Origin of the sequence: Candidatus Amarobacter glycogenicus (assembly GCF_016704105.1) — a bacterium.
Classification (GTDB): domain Bacteria; phylum Chloroflexota; class Dehalococcoidia; order Tepidiformales; family Tepidiformaceae; genus Amarobacter; species Amarobacter glycogenicus.
In genome coordinates this window covers 135,762-161,623 of record NZ_JADJAT010000022.1, presented here as the reverse complement: position 1 = coordinate 161,623, position 25,862 = coordinate 135,762, and the positions used below count along the sequence as shown (strand labels likewise).

Annotated in this window: 21 protein-coding genes and 1 pseudogene; 12 read left to right on the top strand and 10 right to left on the bottom strand. The window is 65.8% G+C overall.

Going from position 1 to position 25,862, the window contains the following annotated elements; translation table 11 throughout:
* Positions 1-100: 100 nt before the first annotated feature.
* The gene (locus IPG14_RS18145) at positions 101-1,624 is read left to right on the top strand and encodes a HAMP domain-containing sensor histidine kinase (protein WP_343390067.1); all 1,524 of its coding nucleotides are present in this window, start codon (positions 101-103) and stop codon (positions 1,622-1,624) included.
* Here the strand turns inward: IPG14_RS18145 and IPG14_RS18140 are convergent.
* From IPG14_RS18140 to IPG14_RS18130, 3 genes are all read right to left on the bottom strand, one after another.
* Positions 1,621-3,228 (bottom strand): NAD(P)/FAD-dependent oxidoreductase, encoded by a 1,608-nt coding sequence (locus IPG14_RS18140; protein ID WP_343392756.1) that lies wholly within the window; start codon positions 3,226-3,228, stop codon positions 1,621-1,623. The genes IPG14_RS18145 and IPG14_RS18140 overlap by 4 nt on opposite strands.
* Before the next feature lie 86 nt (positions 3,229-3,314).
* Entirely contained in the window at positions 3,315-4,280 is a 966-nt protein-coding gene (locus tag IPG14_RS18135) for a phosphotransferase family protein (RefSeq protein WP_343392755.1), read from the bottom strand.
* Positions 4,280-5,212 carry a phosphotransferase family protein gene (locus IPG14_RS18130; protein ID WP_343392754.1) on the bottom strand — a complete coding sequence of 311 codons (933 nt, stop codon included), beginning with the start codon at positions 5,210-5,212 and terminating at the stop codon, positions 4,280-4,282. Before IPG14_RS18130 ends, IPG14_RS18135 begins: the two co-directional genes overlap by 1 nt.
* A 73-nt stretch (positions 5,213-5,285) precedes the next feature.
* Here IPG14_RS18130 and IPG14_RS18125 point away from each other — a divergent pair, with 73 nt between their 5' ends.
* The 8 genes and pseudogenes from IPG14_RS18125 (at position 5,286) to IPG14_RS18090 (ending at position 13,772) form a co-directional block, all read left to right on the top strand.
* Positions 5,286-6,626: a folylpolyglutamate synthase/dihydrofolate synthase family protein gene (locus IPG14_RS18125; protein WP_343392753.1), complete on the top strand. Its 1,341-nt coding sequence runs from the start codon at positions 5,286-5,288 to the stop codon at positions 6,624-6,626.
* Between the two features lie 77 nt (positions 6,627-6,703).
* Positions 6,704-8,425 carry an ABC transporter substrate-binding protein gene (locus tag IPG14_RS18120; RefSeq protein WP_343392752.1) on the top strand — a complete coding sequence of 574 codons (1,722 nt, stop codon included), beginning with the start codon at positions 6,704-6,706 and terminating at the stop codon, positions 8,423-8,425.
* Positions 8,426-8,504: 79 nt separating this feature from the next.
* A complete protein-coding gene (locus IPG14_RS18115) occupies positions 8,505-9,446 on the top strand; it encodes an ABC transporter permease (RefSeq protein ID WP_343385564.1) in 942 nt (313 codons plus the stop codon).
* A 3-nt stretch (positions 9,447-9,449) separates the two neighbouring features.
* On the top strand, positions 9,450-10,493 hold the full coding sequence (locus IPG14_RS18110; RefSeq protein ID WP_343385565.1) for an ABC transporter permease: 1,044 nt from the start codon (positions 9,450-9,452) through the stop codon (positions 10,491-10,493).
* A gap of 502 nt (positions 10,494-10,995) precedes the next feature.
* A pseudogene (locus tag IPG14_RS18105) lies at positions 10,996-11,352 on the top strand (hypothetical protein); the annotation flags it as partial.
* An 11-nt stretch (positions 11,353-11,363) separates the two neighbouring features.
* A complete protein-coding gene (locus IPG14_RS18100) occupies positions 11,364-12,110 on the top strand; it encodes an endonuclease/exonuclease/phosphatase family protein (protein WP_343392751.1) in 747 nt (248 codons plus the stop codon).
* 45 nt (positions 12,111-12,155) lie between these two features.
* Positions 12,156-13,232, top strand: a complete 1,077-nt coding sequence (locus tag IPG14_RS18095; protein ID WP_343390076.1) for a hypothetical protein — start codon at positions 12,156-12,158, stop codon at positions 13,230-13,232.
* Between the two features lie 78 nt (positions 13,233-13,310).
* Complete coding sequence (locus tag IPG14_RS18090) at positions 13,311-13,772, top strand: hypothetical protein (protein ID WP_343392750.1); 462 nt, start codon at positions 13,311-13,313, stop codon at positions 13,770-13,772.
* A gap of 3 nt (positions 13,773-13,775) precedes the next feature.
* On the opposite strand, the gene IPG14_RS18085 is transcribed toward IPG14_RS18090, so the two are convergent.
* Together IPG14_RS18085 and IPG14_RS18080 are read right to left on the bottom strand one after the other, a co-directional pair.
* The gene (locus IPG14_RS18085; RefSeq protein ID WP_343385570.1) at positions 13,776-14,189 is read right to left on the bottom strand and encodes a MaoC family dehydratase; all 414 of its coding nucleotides are present in this window, start codon (positions 14,187-14,189) and stop codon (positions 13,776-13,778) included.
* Between the two features lie 42 nt (positions 14,190-14,231).
* The gene (locus IPG14_RS18080; RefSeq protein WP_343392749.1) at positions 14,232-15,092 is read right to left on the bottom strand and encodes a hypothetical protein; all 861 of its coding nucleotides are present in this window, start codon (positions 15,090-15,092) and stop codon (positions 14,232-14,234) included.
* Between the two features lie 240 nt (positions 15,093-15,332).
* Here IPG14_RS18080 and IPG14_RS18075 point away from each other — a divergent pair, with 240 nt between their 5' ends.
* From IPG14_RS18075 to IPG14_RS18065, 3 genes are all read left to right on the top strand, one after another.
* Positions 15,333-16,547 (top strand): cytochrome P450, encoded by a 1,215-nt coding sequence (locus tag IPG14_RS18075; protein ID WP_343392748.1) that lies wholly within the window; start codon positions 15,333-15,335, stop codon positions 16,545-16,547.
* Positions 16,548-16,646: 99 nt separating this feature from the next.
* The gene (locus IPG14_RS18070; protein ID WP_343392747.1) at positions 16,647-16,919 is read left to right on the top strand and encodes a hypothetical protein; all 273 of its coding nucleotides are present in this window, start codon (positions 16,647-16,649) and stop codon (positions 16,917-16,919) included.
* Entirely contained in the window at positions 16,920-17,219 is a 300-nt protein-coding gene (locus tag IPG14_RS18065; RefSeq protein ID WP_343392746.1) for a type II toxin-antitoxin system RelE/ParE family toxin, read from the top strand.
* On the opposite strand, the gene IPG14_RS18060 is transcribed toward IPG14_RS18065, so the two are convergent.
* The 5 genes from IPG14_RS18060 to IPG14_RS18040 form a co-directional block, all read right to left on the bottom strand.
* Positions 17,216-18,517, bottom strand: a complete 1,302-nt coding sequence (locus tag IPG14_RS18060) for a CoA transferase (protein WP_343392745.1) — start codon at positions 18,515-18,517, stop codon at positions 17,216-17,218. The two genes, IPG14_RS18065 and IPG14_RS18060, sit on opposite strands and share 4 nt — an antisense overlap.
* Positions 18,514-20,022, bottom strand: a complete 1,509-nt coding sequence (locus IPG14_RS18055) for a carboxylesterase family protein (RefSeq protein WP_343392744.1) — start codon at positions 20,020-20,022, stop codon at positions 18,514-18,516. The genes IPG14_RS18060 and IPG14_RS18055 overlap by 4 nt, the downstream gene beginning before the upstream one ends.
* 53 nt (positions 20,023-20,075) lie before the next feature.
* Positions 20,076-21,134, bottom strand: a complete 1,059-nt coding sequence (locus IPG14_RS18050; RefSeq protein WP_343392743.1) for a serine hydrolase domain-containing protein — start codon at positions 21,132-21,134, stop codon at positions 20,076-20,078.
* Between the two features lie 30 nt (positions 21,135-21,164).
* Positions 21,165-22,304, bottom strand: coding sequence for an acyl-CoA dehydrogenase family protein (locus IPG14_RS18045; RefSeq protein WP_343385578.1), 1,140 nt, complete (start codon positions 22,302-22,304; stop codon positions 21,165-21,167).
* Between the two features lie 140 nt (positions 22,305-22,444).
* The gene (locus IPG14_RS18040; RefSeq protein ID WP_343392742.1) at positions 22,445-25,816 is read right to left on the bottom strand and encodes a carboxyl transferase domain-containing protein; all 3,372 of its coding nucleotides are present in this window, start codon (positions 25,814-25,816) and stop codon (positions 22,445-22,447) included.
* Positions 25,817-25,862 lie beyond the last annotated feature (46 nt).

The following is a 25,862-nucleotide window of genomic DNA, read 5'->3' as shown; positions in this document are numbered from 1 at the left end:
GGTGCGCTGACGCTCGCCCACTGGTCGAGGATGGCTAATCCCGAGGTTGCACGGCAGCGCGCATCCTCGCCGTGCCGTGTCCGCGGTGCCGGGGCGCTCCGTGGATAGCCTCCAGGTCCGCCTGCTTGTCACCTACTTCTTCGTCATCGCGGTGACGCTGGGCCTGGCCTCGCTCAGCCTGCTGCTCCAGTTGGGGGAATACCGCGACTCGATCTCGTACGGGAACCTGGAGGACATGGGGCGGCTGGTGAACTCGCAGGCGAGCCTCCAGATCCAGCTCTCCGCGGACTCGGCCTTGCCGGGCGATCAGCCCTCGGGCTCCACGGGCGACGACAGTGGCAAGAAACTCCTGGCCGACCTGAACAACTACTTCAACAACAGTGACTCCGGCCGGCTGAGCCGCGAGACGACGGTTGCTGTGATCGATGCGAGCGGCCGCGTCCTGCCCGGTTTCGCGACTAGCTCGACGAGCCTCGATGGCTCAGTCGTCCGCGACCTGGCCGTGCAGCCGCCCGACGACGCGCTGAACGACCCTCGCCGCTGCCGCCTGGATCGGCCCGATGGCCCCGACATCCTGTGCGTGAGTACCACACTCGGGGCGGATGCCCTGGCCGCGCTGGAAGGCACGAACGCATCCGCAATCATCGTCGCCCGGCCCGCTGCGAGCCTGGGCGAAATCGTCGGCGACCTCTTCCCCCGACTGGTCTTCTCGGGCCTCATCGGGGTGGCGGCAGCGCTGGTGCTCGGGTTCGCGCTCAGCCAGAGCGTCGCGGCGCCGCTACGAAACATCGCGCGGGCGGCGCGGAGCGTGTCTCGCGGGAACTATCGTCAGCGGGTCCCTGCCACTGGTCCGAGGGAAGTCCGGGACCTTGCCGCGAACTTCAACCGCATGACCGAGGAGGTCCAGCGCTCGCAACAGACGCTGCGCGACTTCCTGGCCAACATCTCGCACGAACTGAAGACTCCGCTCACCTCGATCAGGGGGTTCAGCGAGGCCATGCTCGACGGGACGATCGATGACCAGGTTGGTATCGAGCGTTCGGCCAAGATCATCAGCGACGAATCGAACCGCGTCCTGCGGCTGGTGCAGGAACTCCTGGACCTCTCCCGGATCGAGAGCGGCCAGGTCTCGATGCAGCAGGACGAGATCGACCTGAACGAACTGTTCGGCCATGTCGGCGAGGTCTTCGCGTTGCGGAGCGAAGAGAGCGGGGTCTCCCTGGACGCTTCGATCCAGGGGCAAGCCCACATCCGCGGGGACTTCGACCGCCTGGAACAGGTGATGAACAACCTGCTGGACAACGCGTTCCGGCACACGCCCGAAGGCGGAACGGTCCGGGTCGCCTGCCGCGACCTTCAGCCGGGGACGCTCCAGGTCACGGTGGCCGACACTGGCCCCGGGATCCCGCTGAACGACCTGCCCCACCTTTTCGAGCGGTTCTACAGGGGCGACAACCAGAACGGCGCGCGCCAGGGTTATGGGCTGGGACTGGCTATCTCGCGCGAAATTGTCCGCGCCCACGGAGGAGAGATCTGGGCGACGAGCGAGCCGGGGCGAGGCACGACATTCGTCTTCACCCTCCCGACGGGGGGCCGGGCGACGCCACCACGCCAGCGGGGCTAACGCAGCAGGAATCCCGGGTAGCCGTCGCGGGCGACCTCGTCGCAGCGCTGCCGGTGAGCGGGTGCACCACCGGCGTAGAGCAACACCCGGCGCTGGTCGTGCCCCGGCTGGTTCCGGTTCACTCCGGTAAACCACGAGTTGACCTTGCTGAAGAGCATTCGTCCAGCGGCGGCGTGGACGTGTTCGGTCCATTCGTCCGCAGCCGTTTCCGATGCCTCGATCCGCGTAATGCCGCGTTCCTTCGCATACGCGAGGAGGCCGGACACCCAATCGACGTTCTGTTCGATGCAGCGAGGGATGTTGCAGAAGGTCGCCGAGTTGTGTGGGCCCACCAGCGTGAACAGGTTCGGAAAGCCCGGGACCTGCAGGCCCAGGTAAGTCCGTGGCCCATCGGCCCAGGCTTCCTTCAGGGTTCGGCTGGCGGCGCCGCGGAACTCGATCCGGTCGAAGGCCCCGGTGACGGCATCGAAGCCGGTCGCGAACACGATCAGGTCAAACGCGAAGTCCTCGGCGGCGGTCTGGATGCCATCCGGCGTAATCCGCTGGATCGGCGAGTCACGGAGGTCGACAAGCCGGACATTCTCCTGGTTGTAGACCTCGTAATAGTTCGTTTCGAGCGGTACCCGGCGCGTGCCGAAGCCGTGGTCCGTGGGGATCAGCTTCTCCGCAAGCGCCGGATCGTTCACCCGCTCGCGGATCTTCCGGGCGACGAAGTTGCTCAACAGGCGGTTCGCTTCTTCGCTGACGAGCACGTCCCGGAAGTTCGCCATCCAGATGCCGAAGCCTGGTTCGGCGTAGAGCTGCTCCCAAACGGCTTCGCGCTCTTCGGGAGAGAGGTCCAGTGCGTTTCGGCGGTCGGAGTCGTGGAGGAATTGTCCGAACGTCTCGCGGCAGCGAGCGAAAATCTCCGGGTAGGTCGCGTGGATCCGCCTTTGTGACTCGGCGTCGATCGGCGAGTTGTGCAGGGGAGCGCACCAGTTCGGCGTTCGCTGAAAGACGGTGAGGTGGGCGGCCACCTTCGCCATTTCCTGGATGACCTGAACACCGCTCGCCCCCGTCCCGATGACCGCGACGCGCTTGCCTGCGTATTCCACCGGCTCCCTGGGCCACAGGCCGGTATGGATGGCGGGCCCGCGGAAGCTCTGGATCCCTTCGATTGCCGGCAAGACCGGCGTTGAGAGTGCACCGATGGCCGTGATCACGATGCGGCTCCTGGCGCTCCGGCCATCCGCCAGCAGCACCTCCCAGAGATTGGCTTGCTCGTCGTAGGTGGCGCTCTCCACCCTGCTACCGAACTGGATATCGCGGCGGAGATCGAGTTTGGCGGCGACGAACTCCAGGTAGCGAAGCGTTTCCGGCTGGGCAGCGAAGTGTTCGCTCCAATCCCATTCACGGAGGATGTCATCGGAGAACGAGTAGCCGTAGCTATAACTTTCCGAGTCGAACCGGCAGCCGGGATAGCGGTTCCAATACCAGGTCCCGCCGAGGTCGTCGCCCGCCTCGAACACGCGGGCCGAGAGGCCCAGGCCACGGAGCCGGTGGAGCTGGTACATCCCGGAGATGCCAGCCCCGATGATGATCGCGTCGTACTGGGCGATTTCCATGCTAGTTCCCGCGGGTGGGCCCGCTCGCAGGGGCCCGTCCGGTCGTTTCTACACGCTCCGGCCGAAGAGTGCTCGCTCCGGCCTCGTCAGAAGTTCCAGCGCGGTCCGAGCAAGACGCTCAAGCGCCGGGCGATGGCGTCCATGGTGTAGCCGCTGGCCATGCCCGTGAAGCGTCCGGCCCAGCCGGCCATGACTACCGCCATGCGGTAGAGTCCGGTCGCTTCATAGAACTCCAGGTCCCGGAGGGGGACGCCGGTCACCTCCTGGTAGGCGTCCGAGAGGAGCGTGCGACCGTCCGGCCCGGGGACGCCGCCGAAGACCGTGTGGAGCGCTGAATAGAACCCCAAATCCGAGCGCGGATCGCCGATCGCCGCCACCTCCCAATCGAGTACGGCTGCCACCTGGTCGCCCCGGAAGAGGTAGTTCCCCGGGTTCGGGTCGCCGTGCAGCAGCGCCATCCGCGCATCGGCCGGCTCGTTCGCTTTCAGCCATTCGCCGAGGGCGATGAGGAGCGGGGCGCGAGAAATACGGAGTCGCTCGGCACGGAGCCGCCAGGCACCGAGGGCACTTTCGAGAGGGGAGGTCACCGAGGGCGTGGGAAGGAGGAAATCCAGCCCCGCGGCCCGCCAGTCTATGGAGTGGATGGCGGCAAGCTGGCGGGCTGCAGCGCGGAGCCGGACCGAGGGGGCGTACCAGAACAGCGGCAGGGTTTCGCCGGAGACCCGCTCCATCAGGAAGAACGGCGCACCGATCACCGAAGCGTCCGGTTCGTACCAGAGCACGGCGGGGACGGGGACCGGGCTGCATGCCAGGGCCCGCATCACGCGGTACTGCTGCTCGACATCGTACGGCGCGAGGATGCCGTCGGGGCGTTCGGGGCGAAGCACGAGGGGGACATCGAAAGTGAAACCGTCACAGGACACGCGCAGGTCGAGGCTTACCGTGTCGTTGCTGGCGCCTGCCGGCATGCCGCGGACGTTGGCGACTTCAATCCGATCGGCACCGTGCAGCTGGCCAACGGCGTAGGCAGCGAGCCGCTCGCGCCAGTCCATCAGGCCAACTCGGCGATCGACCGCTCCAGCAGGTCCGCCAGGTGGTCCCACTCGTACCATGGCTGGCTGTCATTGAAGCGGAGCCAGCCGTGATAGATGACCCCAAGTTCGAACAGCCAGCGGGCGCGGAAATAGGCCATGCCGGTGACCGACCTGCCCGCCGCGACTCCATAGGCCTGGACGAACGGTTGGGCTTCGGCCGGACCGAATGGCGCGCCCTTGAGATGCGAAAGGGAAACGAGCTGGCCGATATCGCTCCGCGGGTCCGAGATGCGAGCCTGTTCCCAATCCACAACGGCCACGACTTCTTCGCCCAGGAAGAGGTAGTTGAAGATGTTGATATCGCCCTGGCAGAGTGCCAGGCGGCCGCTATCCGGTGCGGTCGCACGCAGGCGTTCGAGCGCGGCGACGAGGAGCGGATGCTTTTCACAGCCGAAGGCGGGCATGCGCTTGGCGATGATGTCGAGTTCTCTCAAGATCCCGGCTCGCGGCGACTCCGGGACTCCGAGGAACCCCATTCCGTTCGATTGCCAATCGACGCGGTGTATCTCTACGACCGCCCTGGTGAAAGCTGAGAAGCTCGGAGACGCAGCAATCCCCATGTGGGGAGCATCGACCCACTCCAGGACGATGAACGGCGCGCCGAGGGCGGTTCCGCCGGGCTCGGAGGCGATCAAGCGAGGTACCGGCACTCCGGTGGCGGCAAGGGCCCTGATGACCCGGCCCTCACGCACGACATCGTAGGGCTCGAAGATCCCTCGTTCCCGCTGCATGCGGAGGCAAACCGCCGGGGCACTCCCCCCGAGGAGGTCCACCTTGCAGGTGATGTTCGAGGCGCCGCCATCGACGGGAGTAATCGAAAGCACCCGCGCATTGGAGAACCCTTCGAGTCGGTTCAGCCAGGGTTCGAACTGCTCCGGCAACGGCGCCATCGGCGCATTCTCCGGGCGCGCCCGCGGAATGTCGAACGCACGCCACGACAGCAGGTGGCCGTACAATCCCCGTGTGGAGTACCCCGAAGCGCTCGACTTTCTGCTTTCCCTGAATGACATGGAACGCGGCTTCCAGGCCTCGGCCAACCCGACGATGAACCTCGAGTCGATGCGTTCGCTGCTCTCGCGGCTGAACGACCCGCACCGCGGCCGCCCGACGGTCCACGTCACGGGTTCGAAGGGCAAGGGCACAACGGCGTCGATGATTGCGGGAATCCTCGAACGCGCGGGCAACAAGACCGCCCTGTTCACCAGCCCGCACCTTCACTCGTTCACCGAGCGAATCGCGATAAACGGCGAGGCAATTTCGCCAGCGGAGTTTGCGGCCGGCATCGGCGCGATCAAGCCCGCGGTCGATGCCGAGCGTGAGAGCGTCCACGGCGATGTGAGCACGTTCGGTGTGCTCACCGCCCTCTTCTTCTGGCTCGTCCGGTCCCAGGTACCGCGGGTCGACTGGCAGGTGGTGGAAGTTGGCCTCGGCGGGAGCTTCGATGTCACGAACGTCATCGACCCTCCGGAAGTCGCCGTGATCACACCGATCTCGCTTGAACACACGGCGATCCTCGGAAATACCCCCCGGGAGATCGCCAGGGATAAGTCCGGGATTATCAAACCTGGCACGACCGTGGTGGTTGCGCCACAGCAGGACCCTGCCGTGCTCGAGGTCGTCGGCGAGCGCTGCACGGAAGTCGGCGCCCAACTCCTGGACGTGGCGACGCTCTACCAGTACGAAGTCCTGGAGAAGTTCCCGTACGGACAAAGCTTCCGGCTGATTGGGCCGAATGGCGAGCGGAAGATGCGGACGCCGATGCTGGGCGGGCACATGCTCCAAAACGCGGCGACGGCCGTGGCCACCGCGGAAGCGCTGCGCAGCCGTGGCTTCGCTCTATCCGAACAGGCGATCGTAGATGGTGTTGCGTTCACCCGGGTGCCCGGGCGCCTGGAAGTGATGGGACAGAAGCCGCTCATCGTGGCGGACGGGGCGCACAACGGAGAGAGCGCGGCCGCCCTGGCGGTTGCCCTGCGCGAGTACTTCGAGTGGAAACGTTGCTTCCTGGTGCTGGGATGCAACCGCGACAAAGACATCCGAGAGATCGGCATGAAGCTATCGAAGCTTGCGGAATTGATCATTTGCACCGGATTCGACAATCCGCGGGCGATGGACCCCTATCAGATGGTCCAGGAGGTTGGCTTCCTTGGGCCTGCGGCAGTTGCAGAAGACACCGTCGCAGCTGCGATCGATGCAGCGCTGTCGCACGCCAGGGCGGAAGATCTGATCTGCGTCACGGGATCGTTATATGTGGTAGCTGAGGCACGGGAGTACCTGCTCGGCGAAAGCGTCATCCGGCGGTAAGTTGACCTTCTCCGTAAGTACTCTCAGGATCCGGGGCTAACGGCGATCGAGCCACGACCGCCAGGAGGGAACTTTTTTTGAGCCAGTATTGGGATTCCTATCGGAAAAGGACGCTTAGCCGCAGGCGTGTACTCGCCGGCAGCTCCATTGCCGCCGCCGGCGTGGCCGGAATGGCCCTCGCGGGATGCGGCGACGACGATGACGACGACGGAGGATCGGGCAACAACGGCGGCCAGAACCTGACGCCCGTCATCCCGACTCAGACCACGGAACAGCCGGTCAAGGGCGGCACACTGCGCGGCCTGGCCACCATCGGTTCGATCCTGGACCCGCACCGCACAAACACGCCACACGAATCGGTCACCCTCTGGGGCGCCGTCGGCAACACGCTGGTGCGCTTCAGCACGAAGAACCAGGGCAGCGTCGAGGGAGACCTCGCGACCGGACTCCCGGAAATCCCCGCAGACGGCCTGACGCTGACCTTCAAGATTCGCCCGGAAGCGAAGTGGCAGAACAAGGCCCCCGTGAACGGACGCGCTGTCACCGCCGAAGACGTGAAGATGAGCTTCGACCGCATCAAAGACCCGGCGACAGTTTCACCTCGCGCCGGGAACTTCGGCGCGATCGACTCGGTCACCGTGATCGATGCACAGACCGTGCAGTTCAAGCTGAAGACGCCACAGGCGGACCTGATGGCCGCCATGAGCGACCAGTACAACTTCATCATCCCGAAGGAAATCGCCTCGCGCGGGCCGGACGCCATCAAGACGGCGGCCGACGTGATCGGTTCGGGGCCGTACGAGCTCGTCGAGTTCGTGGCCGCCCAGAAGTCGGCGCTGAAGCGGCGGGCCGACGGGTACTGGCGCCAGAACACATCGTGGCTGGACGGAGCTGAGTACATCCACCAGACCGACCCGCAGCAGGCGCTCAACGCGCTGCGCGCCAACCAGACCGACGTCATCGGAACGACAGCGGACCTCGCCAAGACGATTGAAAACGACAAGAACTTCGTGATCACCAAGGCGCCGACGACGACGCGCGAGTGCCTCCTCATCAACCACGGCAAGGACCGCTATAAGGACCCGAGGGTGCGCCTGGCCTTGCAGCGGGCGATCAACCGGAAGCAGGTCTATGACACGGTGTTCGGCGGCGTCGGCTGGGTCGGTGGGCCGATGACACCGGCGGCGCCGGTCTGGGTGCTCCCGGATGCCGAACTGGCCAAGCTTCCCGGATTCGGGAAGCGTGAGGACGAGATCAAGGAAGCGAAGGCGCTCCTCGCAGCTGCGGGACTCGCCAACGGTTTCGAAGAGACGGTCATCACGGTGACGGCGTTCGACACGGAAAAGATCCACGACGTCGTGGTCTCGAACCTGAAGGACATCGGCGTCACGGTGAAGACCGAGAACGTCGGCACGGACTTCGCGGCCAACTTCCTTCCTCGGGAAGTGGGGCGCCAGTACGACCTCGCGACGACGCTCTTCCTTTCCGGCGGGTATCCGGACGCGCAGTTGCTCCTGTACCACCACTCGGACACGAAGACGAAGGGCACCCGGAACTACGGCGACTACTCGCTCGCAGGGCTGGATGCCAAGCTCGAAAAGCAGTCCACGATCTACGACGAGAAGACCCGTCTCGCACTCGTCCAGGAGATCCAGCGCGACATCATCAACGCGCCAGGACCTATCTGGTTCGGTTCCCGGGGCGTCCTCACGGTGTGGGCCAGCAGGGTGAAGAACCCGGCTTCGTTCCCGTTTGCCGCGGGCTACTACGGGTCGGAGAACATCTGGCTCAAGGCGTAGCGTTCCACCGGAACAACCTGCGGGGAGTGTGAAGTTCACACTCCCCGCTGCCTTCCAACCCCTGGCGGGAGCAACGGCCATGTATCAATTCGTGCTGCGCCGCGCAGTCCTATCGATCCCGACGCTCATCATCGTCTCGTTCCTCATCTTTGGGATGATCCGCCTGAACCCGGATTCAGTCGTGGCTGCACGGCTGGGCGAGGGCTACACACCGGAGCAGGCGGAGCTGATCAAGGACGAATACGGCTTGAACAACCCGATCGCGACGGAATACGTCGCCTGGCTCGGGCGCGTCGTTCGGGGGGACTGGGGCGAGTCCGCGTACACGTCGAAGTCAGTGCTTTCCGAGATGGGCCCGAAGATCGGGGTCACGCTCGAACTCGCGTTCCTCGCCATCGTCTTCGCGGTGATCGTCGGTGTGCCGGTCGGCGTGTACTCCGCCATGCGGCAGGATCGGTGGCCCGACTATGTGCTTCGTTCGTTCGCCATCTTCGGTCTTTCCGTGCCAGGGTTCCTGATCGCGACGGTCGTCCTCGCCCTGCTCGCCAAGCAGTTCCAGTGGATCCCGCCGATCCGCTACCACGGACTAATCGACGATCCCCTCAAGAACCTGCAGCAGATGTGGATGCCGGCCGTCATCGTGTCGCTCGCCACCTCTGCCCAGGTGATGCGGTTCGCCAGGACGATGATGCTCGATGTCCTCCGCCAGGATTACATCCGGACGGCATGGTCCAAGGGCCTCCGCGAGCGCGCGATCATCACGCAGCACGCACTCAAGAACGCGATGCTCCCGGTGATTACGGTTATCGGGCTGACGCTGGCGACGCTCATCGGGGGCACCGTCACATTCGAGCAGATCTTCGGCATCCCCGGGCTCGGGCGGCATCTCATCCTGGCGGTGGCGCAGAAGGACTTCGCAGTCGTGCAGGGCGTGGCACTGTTCTTCTCGATCGCCGTCGTCACCGTCAACCTCATCGTGGACGTGAGCTACACCGTCCTCGACCCCCGCGCGAGGACTTAACCAATGGCAGAAGCAGCAGCAGGCCAGGTTTCCCTCGGCAGACCAGCAAGCAACTCCGCGCTCGTCCGCCTCGTTGGATTCTTCCGGACCCTCGCGAAGCGAAAGCCACTCGGGTTCGTTAGCTTCCTGATCCTCGTGTTCCTGTTCGTCGTCGCCCTCTTCCCGCAGCTGTTCGCGACACACGGACCGGCCGACACGGGAGTGGGCGAGCGGCTCCAGAACTACTGCCTCGGGCCGAAGGACACCTTCCTCTGCCCGACGAAGGTCGAGACGAGCCAGATCACCGGGAACCGGACGGTCGAAGGGTCGCTGTCCTCCCCGTTTGGGACGGACCAGCTGCAGCGGGACGTCTACAGCCGTCTTGTCTACGGGGCTCGCTGGGCGATCTACATCGGCCTTATCGCTGTCGCGATCAGCTCATCCATCTCGCTTCTAATCGGCGTCACCTGCGGCTACTTTGGTGGCAAATATGACGCCGTGGTCCAGCGATTCGTGGACGCGATCATGGCCCTGCCGGCCCTCGTCGTCCTCCTCGCGCTCCCGCAGATGATCGGGAGGTGGGACCTGGACGGCCCGCTCCCCCTGGATGACTCCCAAATCACGTTCTTCAAGCTCGCTTTGGTCCTCGGGTTCCTCGGGGGCGCAGGCGGTTCCCGGGTCATCCGCTCGTCTGTTCTCGGCGTCCGGGCGGCCCAGTACCTGGAAGCCGCGCGTGTCATCGGCTGCACCGACCGGCGGATCATGCTGCGGCATGTGATCCCCAACATATTCGGCCCACTGATCGTCCAGGCGACGATCGGGCTCGGCGGCATCATCCTCGCCGAGGCGGCGCTCAGCTTCCTCGGCTTCGGCGTCGTCGACCCGAACAAGCCGACCTGGGGCCAGATGCTGAACCTGGGCAACCTGATCTCCTCGGTGCACGTCCAGTCGGTCGTCTGGCCGGGTGTCTGCATCGCCCTCGCGGTGTTCAGCTTCAACATGCTGGGCGACGCACTGCGCGACCTGCTGGACCCACGGCTGCGGGGAGCGGGGGGCGGCTTCGGGTAGACGCCAACTCCGGCGCATTCCACGCTTATCCGATGCGCTTCCTCCGAACGCTTGACGATGGCCGTTTCGCCGTGGCGCTGGAGATCCTGCCTCCCCAGAAGGCCCTCCCCAGGGTGTTGCTGCGCCGCGCGCGGCTGCTTGGCGGCGCTCCGCAGGCGATCAATGTCATCCAGCGCCCCGGAAGGCAATCGAGCCTGGATGCCTCGATCGCGCTCCATCAGGCAGGCATCGAACCCGCGTGGCACCTGGTGACGCGGGGACGCTCGCGCGCTGAGATAGAGGGTGACCTCAGGGCGGCAGCCACCGCGGGGATCGACCAGGTCCTCTGCATCCTCGGAGACCATGCCGGGACGGCGGGGCCTGACGGCCCCACGATCCGGGAGGCGATCGCGATGACGAGGGCCCGCATTCCGGGCGCGTTCATCGGCGCCACCCTGAACCAGTACGGGAGGGACCCGGAGGCGGTCATCCGGAACCTGGTGCCCAAGCTGCGGCGGGGGCGAGCTACATCCAGACGCAGCCTGTTTTCGAACTTTCGGCGCTGGAGGGGTACGCGGCCGCCATCGCCCGGGAAGCGCCGGAAACCCGCATCATCGCCATGGCTATGCCGCTCCTTTCCGAAGAAGCTGCGGAGCGAATCGAGGAACGGCTGGGGGTGCGCCTCCCGGACGCACTGCGCGAGCTGCTTGCGACAGGTGATGCCGCCCTGGCCTGGGACGCTTTCCGTGCGACACTCGAACAGCTTGTCGCCGCGCCGTTCGTCGCTGGAGTGGCGATTATGACCTTCGAGGGGGACGCACCGCCCGAAACGGGGGAGCGCATCCTCGCCGCACTACGCTCCGCAGGCGCTATCGACTAGAGTTCGCCGACATGCAGATCCGCGTTGCTACCTTCAACATCCGCAACACCACCGACCGCTACGGCGAGCGCCAGCCGCTCCTTGGCGCCGCCTTCGCAGAACTGGAAGCGGATGTCATCGGGCTCCAGGAGGTCATCTTCAGCGAACCTCGCCAGGATGACTTCCTTGCCGGCCAGCTGCCGGAACGGCACTACCGGAGCCTCATCGCCAGACACGAACGTCACCCGGACTTCGGCAACGCGATCCTCGTGGCGCGGGGGGACATCCAGGTGCACGAAGAGCTGCGCCTCAGTACTGGCCGATCCGTCCAAAGAGTCCTCCTCGTGAGCGAGGGACGGACGGTCTGGTTCGCCAACACACACCTGCATCACAAACCAGGAGAACCGGAGGTCCGCGTCGAGCAGGCGACGGCGATCGTGGACTGGATGGCGGAAGCGCCGGCGGCGGATGCGGTGTTCATCGTCGGAGACTTCAACACGCCACCAACCGAACCTGCCTACACCGTGATGAGGGCCGCCGGCTATCGTTCGGCCTCGTTCGAGGCGAACGGGAGCGAGCCGCCGGTGACATGGCCCAGCGGGATCCAGGCGCCGACGATGGATACCGATGGCGACCCGAACTGCCTGGACTACATCTGGTATTCGGGGCGCGTCCGAATCTCCTCTGCGCGGATCGGGGCCAACGTACACCCACCGGGCGACCCGACCATTTACCCCAGCGACCACTTCGCCATCGTTGCCGAGGCTGAGGTGTACTAGCCGCGCCCTCAAGGCTTTACGGTGTTCTCCCGATGATCGTCGCACATGCAACAGACAGGCTGCCCTTGCTGCGGCCGCGCACTGCCCGCCGATTGGGAACTGGACATCCGGCCCGTGCGCCTCTACCGGGAATGGCGCCCCGACCCGCACCGCACGGGATCAGTTGTGCCGCTCTGCGAAAGTTGTGCCGAGTGGCTCGGCGGGCTCGCGGCCGCCGCGCGGGCGCCGGATGGGACGCATCGCGTGCTCGGTGGGCCGAGCGCCGGCAACCGCAAGCTTGTCTTCGAAGACCAGTGCCAGGTCTGCTGTGAGATGCCCGCGGGCAAGGCGGCCCGTATGGCCTGGGTCTCGCCCACCGGGCGCCGCCTGGAGCTGTTCGCCTGTACCGGCTGCGAAGCCTGGCTGACGGCCCTCGCGAGCGATGGGCGGACGGTTCGCGGCAGCGGCGACCGGGAGGTGGACGGACCGTACGGCAACTGGCCACATCCCAACCTGCGCGGGCTCAAGGTCCACCTGGATGTGGAAGACCACGCTTCGCGCTCGCTGATGGCGGAGACCTGCCGCGCCATGGGGATGGAGCTTACGTCCGAGCCGGCCGACATCCTGATCACGCAGGCGACAGCCGCCGGCCACGCCGCCCGAAAGGTTCGAGAGCGGCGCGGACTCGACATCGCCGCGATCGTCGTGGCCGGTCTTCGAGCGAAACGCGACCTGGCGCAGGCCCTCGAAGCGGGCGCTCGCTGCTGGGCCACCATCCCAGTCACCCCCCAACAGCTGACGGCCGTGCTCTCGCGCGCATCCCGGGGCGAAGTGGGCTCGTGGGACGCGGAGACGTGCCTTCCCGTCCTGCATACGAGCAAGCTGGACCGGCCCGTCGTCCAGTGCGACCCGCTCCCTGGCACGGACCTTTTCGAACTCGGCTGGTTGCTGAAACGCTTCTCCCGCGGCTACGACGAAGTCGGCTGGCATGACGGCGTCATCCTCATCGTGCCGAGAGCCCCATCGGACCAGCTAACCGGTGTAGCGTCCCGCCTCAGCGTCCTGGTTGACGGGCGCTGCACCTTCGCGGTGGTCAACCCGCGAGACGTCCGGCCCCCTGCCCGATTCGAGGCGGCGGGCTAGTGATCAGGGCGTAAATGGGGGAGATTCCCTAGTGCCTCTGGCCCTCGCCAAGTGGATGCTTGGAGGCGAGGTACGGTCATGTACGCTATCCGCGTAGGCGCAGGTGGTGAGGTGTTGGAGGCGGTTTTCTCCGCGGATGTGCCCGCTGCGGAGGCCCTTCGTGCCCTTTCCCAGGCGTCCGTGCTCGCTGAAGCGGGCGGGATCGCGCACGCGTTCTGCGATGTGCGTGAAGTCGACGGCGGGCTCACCCACGGCAGCCTCCAGGTGATCGCCGCGAGCTTCCACGGGCGATCAGCCCCGGACCAGCGCGTCGCGGTGGTTTGCAACCAACGCCAGTTGCCGCTCGCTCGGCACTTCGCCCGCCTGGCACAGGCCGGCGAGGAGTTCGGTGTGTTTACACGCGACGCCGATGCCCGCGCCTGGCTCGAGTCCGTCCGCGCGACGTCCCTCGCCGAGACCGCCCTCCGCCACATGAAAGCCATCATGAGTGCCGCCGACCCGGTAGCAGCAGTGTCTGCGGGTCGCCGAAACTCAGCCTGAGAATCAGGCCGAAGGCGGGATCACCGTGGCGGTGCCGTCGATCACGAGCTTGCCGTCCTGGTTCGTCACCGTTGTCCGGAACTTCAGCCACTTTCGCGGTTCGAGCTTCTCGGTGCACTCGACTTTCGCCGTCACCGTGTCGCCGAAGAAGACCGGGGCGCGGAACGAGAGCTCCTGGGCCGCGTAGATGGAACCCGGACCCGGGAGTTGCATGCCAACCACGGTAGAGATGAACGAGCCGGTGAGCATGCCGTGGGCGACCCGCTGCTTGAACATGCCATTCGCGGCCGAAACGGCGTCGATATGGGCAGGATTCAGGTCCCCGGTGATGCCGGCGAACAGGTACACATCGCTCTCGCTGATGGTCTTCGTAAACGTGGCAGAATCGCCAATCTGGATTTCGTCGTAGGTAGCCATGCCCGAAGCATGGCGCAGCGCTCGGGTTGAGGAAAGCCGTCCTCAGGGAGTCGGCAGGAAGAGCTGGTACTTGCCCGGCACCTGGTTCCCTCCGAGCAGCGGGCCTTCGACGACCAGCGTTATCGGCCCCGTCGTCTCGCCGATGCTGTTCTTGATGGCGACGACGAGGCTGAGCGTGCGCCCCTGTCCGGATGACACGACGACTTCCGCACGGCCGCCCAGCGTGGCGAGGGGAACGAACGACTGACCCGCCATGGCCACGGTCGCGTGACGGAGATTGACCTGGCCGAACTGCTTCGAAGCATTCGCCAGCCAGAGGTCGATGAGCACGATGTGCGTTTGGCCCTGGTCTTCCGCTTTCAGGATCGACGATGCGAGGCCGTAGGCTTCCTGGCCGCCGGTCGCCATCAGAATGCAACGGAAGTAATCGATCGGATAGACCGCCACTTTCGTCGCCTTGATCGATAAGCCCGAAATCGCCTGCTCGACGGCGAGGGCCGAAGTCGACTCCTTCAACGCTCCGCACTGCGTGGGCTGGCGCTGAAGCGCGGGATCGACAGTCGACGAAGGAGCGACCTGAGGCGTCGACCGAGCGCCGGCAACGTCCGAGGTTGCGGTGGTGGATGCTGACTGTCCGGCGGTCCCTGCGGGCGTTGCTGCAGCTTTGGTCGCCGCCGCAGTGGGGGTCGCCGAAGGCAGCGGCGGCACGGTGGCGCTGGACCGTTCGATGGGGATGGCCGAGACGTCTCTCGCCTGGCCGCTCGTCCGCGGCTGAACGCCGAATGCGAGGGCGAGCATGCCGACGACAATGGCGGCAGGGAGGGCATACTGCGGCTTCTTCAGCCGTTGGAGCAGCTGGTTCGATTCCGACACGGGAGGCTGCCGGCGGGGCTCACCTTGCACGCCTCAACCCTATCGCCCAGTCCCCTGATCTCACGATCCGGAGATCCCTTATTCACGCCCGTTCGTATTCTGATTCGAGGGGAACTTCGAGGGGGGTGGGCGGATTGCGCCACGGCCGGCGCACCTCGATGCCGGCCGGGCCCCGTCCACGCGGAAGGCGCCGGGTGAGCGACCCGGCCCTTTCTGTTATCGGAACTATTCACTACGCCCCAAAAGTTAGCGACACGTACACTGTACTCCGTGGCCAACTTCAACCCGTTCCGCCCGGCCTACCTGGCAGACCCCTACCCCATCCTCGAAGCGCTCCGGGCCAAAGAGCCGGTTCATTGGAACGCCCCTATCGACGCATGGATCGTGACGAGCTATGCCGACTGCCTGCGCATCCTCCAGGACGACGACAACTTCTCCTCGGACCCAACAGCGGTCCCCAGCGCGTTCGGCGGTGAGGTGGCGCGGAAGCGGGACGAAGCGCCGCTCGGTCACACCACCATCATGGGCAACTCCGACCCACCGGAGCACACGCGGTTGCGGGCCGTGGTGAACCGCGGCTTCACGCCCCGCGCGATCGAGGCTGCCCGTGCCCACATCGAAGCCTCGGTCGATGCGATCCTCGAAGAAGTCCCGATGGACCGGCCCTTCGAAGTGATGTCGGAGATGGCGCAGCCCCTCGCGGTGAGCACCATCCTCCAACACATCGGCGTCCCTCGCGCGGACTTCGGACAGTTCCGGGCCTGGTCGCTCGCCCTCATGCGGGCGCGGGCCGAAGGCGCCTCCACTCCAGGTGTCGTGGAAGCGGCGGGACAGGCCCAGGCCGAGATGTTCGACTACCTCGCCTCCCTGGCCGAAAGCCGCGAGGCATCTCCGGATGAGGCGCCTGCTGACGTCCTCTCAGTCCTCCTCGGCGCCTGCGACGACGAGACGATCCGGCCGGAAGAGATGCTCACGATGCTCATCCACATCTCGCTGGCCGGAAACGGACCGACGGCGATGGCACTGGGGAACGCGATAGTCGCCCTGGCCCGCCACCCTGTGGCGCGGCTCGAGTTGGCCGGCAACCCTGGACTCCGGCCCCAGGCGGTGGAAGAGTTGCTCCGCTTCGACAGTCCCACCCACCTGGTCGCCCGGTTCGCACGGCAGGATGTGAAAGTAGGCTCCCGCACCATCCGGGCCGGCCAACAGGTCCAGGTGATGACCGGGGCAGCGAACCGGGATCCCGCGCGCTTCGCCGAACCGCATACCCTGGACTTCGACCGGGTCGACAATCGCCACCTCTCATTCGGGTACGGCATCCACTTCTGTCTTGGCGCTCCGCTTGCCCGTCTCGAACTGCAGATCGCCCTCGGCCGATTCCTTGAACGGTTCGGCGAGTACGAAGTCGTCGCCGCCGAACACGTCCCGAACTTCCAACTCCGCGGTCTCGCAGCACTGGTGGTCAAGCCGGGCCTGGCACTCTAGCCTCGTCTTGGAGTTCGGTCTCCTTGCCTGGCACCGGGTTGGCGGAAACGGGCAGGCCCCGGGCCGCCTGGGCCAAAAGCAGTGTGGTACGATCGGGCTATGCAAGTGCGGATCCCCGATGACCTGGCTTCAGACATCCAGGAGTGCGTGGAGCGTGGCTCATTCGCCAGTGCCCAGGAGTTTGTCGACGTGGCAGTACGGCGGCTTGCTGAAGATGAGCGCGAGTACTGGAACGGCATCCAGAAGAAGATTGAAGCCGGAATCGCGTCGCTCGATGCCCGAGGGGGGACCCCGTGGACTCCCGACCTCGCGGCGCGCGTCATCAGCGATGCACGCCAGGAGTGGTCAGCGCGGGAAGTCACATCCGGTTAGATGCATGTCCTCTTTAGCGACGAGTCGCTGCAGGACCTGAGAGACATCTGGAACTTCGTCCGGGAATCGTCGGAGGTCTCCGCCGACAATCTCGTCGTGGAACTGATAGAGCGAGCCCACTCTCTTCGCGAGATGCCGTTGCGTCACCCGGAGATCGCGGAACTGAAAGGCTCAGGAGTCCGCCGACTCAACGTTCGGACGTGGTCAATCCTCTACCGCGTTCGGGCCGACTACATCGACATCGTCCGCGTCGTTCATGGTGGACGGGACCAGCCAACGCTTAGTCCTGGCGAAGACTAAGCGCCGCGTTTCCAACTCCGCACGACGCCGCCGGTCTCAAGCGCCTCGATTTCGTCGCCCGTGAATCCCAACTCTCCAAGGAACTCCTCCGTGTGCTGGCCGAGCGCCGGCGACGAGCGGCGCGTGCCGGTTTCTCCTCCGCTCATGCGCACCGGGGTGTTCGCCTGTTTCACGGTGCCAAGCGTTGGGTGCTCGAGGTCGACGAGGAACCCTTCGGCTTCGACGTGCGGGTCATCGAAGAGTTCCGCCGTCATTTTCACGGCTCCACTTGGCACACCGGCCGCGTCGAACAGGTCGACCCACTCATCAGTTGGCCTGCTGGAGAAGATCGCGGCGATCAGCTCGCCGATCACCAGTGTCTCGTCTGGGCCGAGTTGCTCCACGTTAAACTGGTCGCCGGCCAACCGCGGGTCTTCGACCCCGAGCACGCCGGCGGCGGCGCGCCTCAGCCGGTTGTTCAAGCAGGCGAGCGCGATGTAGCCGTCGGCGGTCTCGAAGATCCTGTAGTACGGGTTCCCCCGCCGCAGTTGGTCGCCACGGGAGCGGCGCTCGGCTGTGGCTTCGTCGGCGCGGTTTCCCTGCGCCCGGGCCTCGCGGATGTCGCGCAGCATCTCCTCCCGGTTCGCCCGATCGAACTTTTCGATCGCGAACATCGGGCGGTACTGCACGAATATCCCTGCCCCAAAGAGGCTCGTCTCGATGTACTGGCCCTTGCCGGTCAGTTCCCGATGGTAAAGCGCTGCCGCGACGGAATAGGCCATGAACATGCCGGCGGAGAGGTCGGTCGGCGAAGTGGTGATGATCGGGTGGGGAAGGCCGCCCGCACCTTCGAACGACATGATCCCGGTCATCGCCTGGGAGACGAGGTCGAAGCCGGGTCGGTCGGCATACGGCCCCTTCGAACCGAAGGCCGTGTTCTCGCAGTAGATCAGGCGCGGGTTGAGGGCCGAGAGGGTGGCGTAGTCCATGCCCAGGCGAGCGGCCACGCCCGGCCGGTAGTTCGCCAGCAGGACATCGGACGAGAGCACGGCACGGCGAAGGACCTCTTTCGATCCCGGATTCTTCAGGTCGAGCGAAATGCTGCGCTTGCCCTTGTTCACGCCCATGAAGCCCCGGCTCTCGAACGGGGCGACGGGGGCAGTATGTCGCCAGAAGTCGCCATGAGGAGGCTCGACCTTGATCACATCCGCCCCCAGGTCGGCAAGCATCTCGCCAGCGAGGGGCCCGGCGATGTACTCGCTGAAGTCGAGCACCTTGACGCCTTTGAGGACGCCGTTTGGCTGGAGGTTCTCACTCACGGGATAAGTGCCTCAATCGCCCGGCGTTCTTCGCCGAACGGGTCGTTTTCGAGGCCGGATTTCCTGTCGAAGATCATCGTTGGCCGGTCAGCTGCGTTATACGCCGGCCACGCGCCGATACGCTCGTGGGCCGGGTTTCCCGTGCGGGCGAAACTCAGCCACGCGTCCATCATGTTCTCCGCCAGCCGTTCGACATCCGGCCCCGAACCCGCGAAGCGATCTTGCGTCGGAGCCTTCGTGGTCCCAAAGACGAACGGCATCTCCAGAGCGTGGCACGAGCCGAGCGATCCGCCCCGCGCCGGCGAAGCATAGGTGAAGAGGTAGACGTAGGTGTTCGGCTGGCGGGTCTGCTGGGCGAGGGCGAGCCGGATGGCGTTCACCCGCATCATGTTGTCTGACTGGATGGCATCCATGATGTCGAGGTTCGTCCCTGGCAGGCCCTTTTCAGCGCGAGATTTCTTGTAGGTCGTGATGAGCGCATCGACTGCTGCAGCAGGGACGCCCGGCAAGGTTCCAGCGATGGCCTTTGCGAGGGCAACATCGTCGATCTCTTCGCGCCGCATGGTGGCCGCGAAGAGTTTTGTCTCGTCGCGGTTGGTCCCGAGCATCACCGGAATGCCGGCGGCGTCTCCGTCGCGGATCGCGTCGAGCGGCCTCTTGGAGAGTGAAAAGCCGTCGATCACCGGGCCATAGAGCGGTCCTCCGGCGCGGCCCGCCTTCGCGGCAACATTCCCCTGGGCTTCGAGCAGGCTGTCGGCGGGGACGGTGCGGACGGCGGCCGGGTCGTCAGAAATGCCGAGATCGTCCAGCACCATCTGTGCGATCTGCCTGCCGCGCTCGCGGTCGATCCCCCGGCCGGTGCCGCTCTGGAGGACGGCTTTGTGGAATAGCCCTTTTGCCCCGGTCATGGCGAGCAGGGTCCCCACAGCCGCCGCACCGGCCGATTCGCCGAAGATCGTGACGTTCCCAGGATCACCGCCGAACAAAGCGATGTTCTCCCTGGTCCATTCGAGCGCGGCGATCATATCGAGCTGGCCGCAGTTCGCCCGGAGCCCCTCGCCGGGAAGGTGGTCATCGAGATGGAGGAAGCCGAATACGCCGAGACGGTAGTTGATGCCGACGACAACGACGTCGCCGCGAGTGACCAGTGGCCCGCCGTCGTAGAGCGCTTCTGACGCCGTCCCGTGGGTGTAACCGCCGCCGTGGATCCAGAAGAGGACTGGCCGCCGGTTGCCATCGGCCGCGGGCGTATAGACGTTCAGATAGAGGCAGTCCTCGTCCTGCGGGCCGCTCGCGGCGAAGCCCGGGATCGGATGGCTCGTCTGCCGCGCTGCCTTTCCGTACTCCTTCGCCTCGCGAACACCGGACCACGAGGCCGGCGGCTCCGGCGCTTTGAACCGGCGTTCGCCGACGGGTGGCGCTGCGAACGGGATGCCCAGGAATGCCTGGTGGCCTTCGCGCTGAAGTCCTTCGAGCTGTCCGTAGGTGGTTGAGACAACGGTCATGTGGAGTTGGCCTTGTTCTGTGCTGTGCCGGGATTCTACAGGCGTGTTCGAAGTCACGGGAGGCGGCGGAGCGGGTGGGCGGCGCACACCGAAGCGACGAGGGAGCGCACAAATGCGCTCCCCGCTGCCGAGCGTTCCTGGGCAAGGCCGCCGGAGCGAGTGATCACCAGATCGAGACTGGGGATCACCACGCACATCCGATCCATCGCCCCGAGCGCCCCGAAGGTGTCACCGGGCGCGTTGGGGAAGAACGATCCCTCGAAGACCGTTTCGTTCTTGGGGGCGAGATAGCGGTCCTGACCGTTGAGCCACCAGAGGTAACCGTAGGCCGGGTTGAACGGCTGGCTGGGCCGAACCATGGCAGCCGCATAATTCGGGTCGGCGCCAAGGGCCGTCCCGTTCCACATGCAGCCGCGCAGGACGGCCAGCCCGAATCGCGCCAGGTCTTGCGCGGTCGTTACGAAGCCCTCGATTGGCTCACCATCGGGGTATTGGAACGCAGGACGGAGGAGTTCCGGCGTCCCCTCGCGCCAGGTTCGGCGCACCCATCCGCTCGCGTCCATCCCCAACGGACCCGTCAACCAGCTTGCGGTCAGCTCATCGATTGAACTGCCGGCAGCAGCCGCGAGAACCCGCTTCACGGTGTGGTACGCCGGGCCGAGATTGTAGTCCCAGCGCGTACCCGGTTCGGCGACGAACGACATGTCATCCGCGAGCCCGGAGGTCATGGTCAGGAGGTGGCGGACGGTGATTCGCCCCTCCGAGGGCGGCGCCTTAGGCCCGGCCCAGCCCTTGCCCAGGTGGGCGCTGACGGGTGAGTTGATATCCAGGAGTCCCCGGCCGACGGCGATGGCCGCGAGCACCGAAGAGACGGACTTTTGTGCAGAGGCGATGTCCTGCCGCACGCGGCCATCCGGCAACGACTCCACCACCTCGGCCGCTGCAACGGGGCCTGGTTGCCACCGAGCATCGGCCACAAGCCTGCCCCGATGGACGACCGCGATATCGGTGCTGTTCAACTCGCGGGCGGATTCGAGGACGATGGCGAGGGCTGCACGATCCCAGCCACGGTCATCGTGTTCCCAGTTCGTGCCGGGGTAGTAGTCGTTCATGTGTATTCTCCCGCGCACCGGGATCTGCGCCTAACCGCGCGGCAGGCCGAGACCACGCTGCGCGATGATGTTGCGGTTGATTTCCGAAGTTCCCGCTGCGATCGTCAGGGAAACCGTCGAGAGGTAGGTGTTGCCGCCGAGACCGTCGATGGCGGCTCCGGTCCCGGACATCACCTGGCCCGCCATGCCGAGGGTGTTCATCGCCACTCGGGCCATCCTCTGGTGGAGCTCGGTCCCGAGTGTCTTCGCCATCGACGCCTCGTAGTTCGGCACCATCCCCTTGCTCTGCATCCAGGCAACCCGGTAACTCAGAAGGCGCCCGACGCGGAAGCTCAAGCCGATATCGGCGAGTGCGAGGCGCGTCGCGCGGTCATCCCAGAGCGTTGCCCCACCAGCTTCCCGTGCAGGCGTCTGGCGAGCGTGTTCCACCACTTCCTCGTAGGTCCTGAGCCCACCGATCACCCGGCCGATGCCGGAGCGTTCGAAGTCGAGCGTCGCTGTCGAAACATACCAGCCGCGGTTCACCTCGCCGACGACAGCGCTCGCCGGGACGCGGACGTCGTCGAAAAAGACTTCGTTGAAGCCCGCCTGCCCGGTCATCTGCATCAGAGGCCGCACGGTGATGCCGGGCGACTTCATATCGACGAGGAAGTAGGTGATCCCGCGGTGCTTGGGAGCATCAGGCTCGGTCCGCGCGAGGAGGATGATGTAGTCGGCGCGCTGGGCGTTGGAGGTCCAGATCTTCTGGCCGTTCACGATGTAGTGGTCGCCGTCACGGATGGCGCGGGTTTGGAGGCTGGCGAGGTCGGAGCCGGAACCAGGCTCGCTAAAACCCTGGCACCAGGTGATCTCATCCTTGATGATCCTGGGAAGCAACTCCTTCTTCTGCTCGTCGGTGCCGAAGAGGATGATCGTGGGCCCGACGCGGTCCGTGCCCATCGTCTGGCCGGGAGCGCGGTTGTAAGCCATCTCTTCGTTGTAAACGAGCTGGCGCATGTGGTCGGCGCCCTGGCCGCCGTGCTCCACGGGCCAGGACATGGTCAGCCAGCCCTTTGCGGCCAGCTTCCTGGTGAACGACTCGCCTTCGCGGGCCTTCGGCCACTCGGTCTTGATGAACGAACGGACCTCGCCGCGGAAGCTCTCCTGCTCAGGTGTAAATCGAAAATCCATAGTGGGGCGGAGTATAGGGGATGAGGCGCGCCCCGGGCGCGGCGACAGGTGACCCAGCGGCGGTGAGGTGGAGCCGGCCGGAATGACCCGAGCAGGCAGACGAACTCGCCTGAGGGCCTCCACCAGGGCCTGCCCGGACCCTACCAGGCGTCGATGGCGCTCCGCTTCTTCCCCTCGCGCGGGGCCGGAGGGCGTATCGAGGCGAGCAGGTTCGCCAGCCAGAATCGCGTCTCTGCCGGGTCGATGGCATCGTCGATACCGAAGCCGCTGGCGTTGTTGAGCGCTTTGCCATTCTCGTAGGCCCGGGCAACCATCGACTCGTACTTCTGACGACGTTCCTCCGGGTCCTCGATGGCAGCGAGGACCTCCCGGAAGCCAAGCTTCACCGAGCCTTCCAGGCCCATGCCGCCGAACTCGCCGGTCGGCCATGACACGGCGAAGGCGGGGACCTTGTAGGACCCGCCAGCCATGGCGATGGCGCCGAGGCCGTACGCCTTGCGCAGGATGACCGTGAAGAACGGGACAGAGAGGTTCGCACCGATCAGGAACATCCTGCTCGAGTGACGCACGAGCGCCGTCTTCTCGATCTCGGGTCCGACCATGATCCCCGGCGTGTCGCAGAGGTAGAGCAGCGGGATGTCGAACGCATCGCAAACCTGCATGAAGCGCGAGGCCTTGTCGGCAGCGTCGGAGTCGATCGCCCCGCCGAGGTGGGCCGGATTGTTTGCGATGATGCCGACTGTGCGACCTTCGACGCGGATCAGCGATGTGATACACCCCAGCCCGAACTTCGGCCGGAGCTCCATCACCCAGCCTTCATCGGAGAGCGTGTCTATGACCTTTCGAATGTCGTACACGCGAAGCCGGTTCTCCGGGATGATGCGGCGCATCAGCCGCTGGTCCGGCTCGACCCACGTGCTGATCCTTCCCTGGAAGTAGGAAAGGTACTTCTTCGCGGCCGTCACGGCCTCCTGCTCGTCCCTGACGAGGATGTCCACGACGCCGCTGGGGACCTGGACATCCATTGGTCCGATGTCCTCCGGGGCGTAGATGCCGAGGCCGCCGCCTTCGATCATCGCCGGGCCACCCATGCCGATGTTCGAACCCTCCGTGGCGATAATGACATCGCAACAACCGAGCAATGAGGCGTTGCCGGCGAAGCAACGCCCGGAGGTGATACCGACCATCGGCACGAGCGCACTGAGCTGGGCGAAGCGGGAAAACGTGCGCTGGCCGCTCTCTCCGACACGGTCCGTGTCTCCGGGGCGGCCGCCGCCACCTTCCGCGAACAGGATCATCGGCATCCGCCCGTGCTCGGCCACATCGATGAGGCGGTCGGTCTTGCGATGGTTCTGGGCGCCCTGCGTGCCGGCGAATACGGTGTAGTCGTAAGCCATGATGGCGCAGCGGGCCGCCGGATCATCGAAGAGGTCCCCGTTGACGCTGCCCACGCCCGTGACCATGCCGTCGGCCGGGCTCTTCACGATGAGCTCTTCTTCTGAACGGCGGGCGCGCTGCGCGGCAAGCACGAGCGGCCCGTACTCCACGAACGTTCCCGGATCGACTAGCTGTTCGAGGTTCTCCCGTGTGGTCTGCTGGCCCGTCTTCCGCCTGCGCGCGACCGCTTCGGGACGTTTCTCGTCGCGCGTCATTGCCCGGCGGTCGAGCACGAGGGCGAGGTCCGGGCGGATGTAGTCGAGGTCCACCACTTCTTCCTGGACGATGTCGCCGCCTTCAACCTGCGTTTCCTCGAGCACGAGCAGCGTCACGCCATCGACGATGGTGTCACCCTTCGCCACCGTCACCCGCCGCACGATCCCGCTCGCTTCCGCCTTGATCTCGTGCTCCATCTTCATCGATTCCATGATCAAGACGGTCTGGCCCGCACGGACCGTATCGCCCACGGCAACCGCGATGCTGACGATGGTGCCCTGGAGCGGCGAAGCGACAACGAGCGAACCATCGGCCGGCGTTTCCTCGGTCACTGCCGCCCTGGTGACCCCGCGCCCCTCGGATTGCCCGTACGAAAGCACAGCGAGGGGGTCTTTCGTGTCGATCCTTGCTCCGGCGAGCCCGGACGTCGTGTCGTGGGTGGGCGGGGTTGAGGGAGCCTGCTCGGCTATGCCGGCCAGGACCTCGGCGGCATGGTCATCGATGTAGCGGGTGTAGATGTCACCGGCAAGGAAGTCCGGGTGTTCGAGCAAGCTGCGAAGGAAGGCGGCGTTCGTCTTCGTCCCTTCGATGCGGAACTCGGAGAGAGCCCGGGCGGCCCGCTTCGCGGCGACGGTTATGTCATTCGAAGGCGCGTACCCTGTGACCTTCGCCAGCAGCGAGTCAAAGCGGTTGCTCGGCTGGAACCCGGCGTAGCCAAACGTATCGAGGCGGACGCCAGGGCCGCCCGGGGGATCGAAGACGGCGAGCATCCCACCGGCAGGCCGCACCGAGCCGTCGGGCTGCATTGTCTCCATGTTCACGCGGGCCTGGATGGCGAAGCCGCGTGGTGCGGCTCCCTGGGCGAATCCCATCTCTGCCAATGGGCGGCCGCTCGCTATCTCGATCTGGGCGCGGACGAGGTCGATGCCCATCACCTCTTCGGTGACGGTGTGTTCCACCTGGAGCCGCGCGTTCGCTTCGATGAAGAAGAACGGCGTGCCATCGTGGAGCGGGCGGCTCGCATCCACCAGGAACTCGACCGTGCCGGCGTTCTGGTAGCCAACGGACTTCGCCAGGGTCACGGCTGCTGCGGTGATGCGGTCGCGCAGGCCAGGCGGGAAGGCGGGAGCCGGTGCGATCTCCAGGATCTTCTGGTGACGCCGCTGAAGGCTGCAATCCCGCTCGCCGAAGTGGATGACCGCGCCATGGGCATCGCCGAGGACCTGGACTTCGATGTGGCGTGCCCGGGCAACGAACTGCTCGGCGTAGAGCCTGCCATCGCCGAACGACGCCTTTGCTTCCGATTCGGCACGCGGGAACGCCTTTTCAATCTCGGCCGGCGCCTGGATGACGCGGAGACCACGCCCACCCCCGCCGGCGACGGCCTTCAGGAGCATCGTCGCGCCGGGCGCGAGGCCAGCCATGAAGGCAGCAGCCTCTTCGATGCCTGCCACCGGTTCGCCGCGCAGGATCGGCAACCCGGCGGAAGCGGCCGCGGCCCGCGCCCGCACTTTGTCGCCCATCATCCGGAGCGATTCGACCGGCGGGCCGACGAAGACGATCCCGGCCTCGTGGCAGGCCTCGGCGAAGGCCGCGTTCTCGCTCAGGAAGCCGTAGCCCGGGTGCAGTGCATCGCATCCTGTCTGCCTTGCCACGGCAACCATCCCGGCGATATCCAGGTACGGTGGGGCGCCTTCACCGGGCAATGCGACGGCCTCATCGGCAAGGCGCACATGCGGGGCGAGCGCGTCATCCGCCGAGTACACGGCAACGGTCGGTATGCCCATCTCTCGCGCGGTGCGAATCACGCGGACGGCGATTTCGCCCCGGTTCGCCACAAGCAACTTCGAAAACACCATGCGATGCACCACTCCTAATCGGATCGGGACTCCCCTCGTCCAGAAG

Coding starts and splice junctions, on each gene's coding strand:
- IPG14_RS18140 (WP_343392756.1), bottom strand. CDS start 3,228: ATGGAAATCGCCCAGTACGACGCGATCATCATCGGGGCTGGCATCTCC.
- IPG14_RS18135 (WP_343392755.1), bottom strand. CDS start 4,280: ATGGACTGGCGCGAGCGGCTCGCTGCCTACGCCGTTGGCCAGCTGCAC.
- IPG14_RS18130 (WP_343392754.1), bottom strand. CDS start 5,212: ATGGCGCCGTTGCCGGAGCAGTTCGAACCCTGGCTGAACCGACTCGAA.
- IPG14_RS18115 (WP_343385564.1), top strand. CDS start 8,505: ATGTATCAATTCGTGCTGCGCCGCGCAGTCCTATCGATCCCGACGCTC.
- IPG14_RS18110 (WP_343385565.1), top strand. CDS start 9,450: ATGGCAGAAGCAGCAGCAGGCCAGGTTTCCCTCGGCAGACCAGCAAGC.
- IPG14_RS18100 (WP_343392751.1), top strand. CDS start 11,364: ATGCAGATCCGCGTTGCTACCTTCAACATCCGCAACACCACCGACCGC.
- IPG14_RS18095 (WP_343390076.1), top strand. CDS start 12,156: ATGCAACAGACAGGCTGCCCTTGCTGCGGCCGCGCACTGCCCGCCGAT.
- IPG14_RS18090 (WP_343392750.1), top strand. CDS start 13,311: ATGTACGCTATCCGCGTAGGCGCAGGTGGTGAGGTGTTGGAGGCGGTT.
- IPG14_RS18085 (WP_343385570.1), bottom strand. CDS start 14,189: ATGGCTACCTACGACGAAATCCAGATTGGCGATTCTGCCACGTTTACG.
- IPG14_RS18070 (WP_343392747.1), top strand. CDS start 16,647: ATGCAAGTGCGGATCCCCGATGACCTGGCTTCAGACATCCAGGAGTGC.
- IPG14_RS18065 (WP_343392746.1), top strand. CDS start 16,920: ATGCATGTCCTCTTTAGCGACGAGTCGCTGCAGGACCTGAGAGACATC.
- IPG14_RS18055 (WP_343392744.1), bottom strand. CDS start 20,022: ATGACCGTTGTCTCAACCACCTACGGACAGCTCGAAGGACTTCAGCGC.
- IPG14_RS18050 (WP_343392743.1), bottom strand. CDS start 21,134: ATGAACGACTACTACCCCGGCACGAACTGGGAACACGATGACCGTGGC.
- IPG14_RS18045 (WP_343385578.1), bottom strand. CDS start 22,304: ATGGATTTTCGATTTACACCTGAGCAGGAGAGCTTCCGCGGCGAGGTC.
- IPG14_RS18040 (WP_343392742.1), bottom strand. CDS start 25,816: ATGGTGTTTTCGAAGTTGCTTGTGGCGAACCGGGGCGAAATCGCCGTC.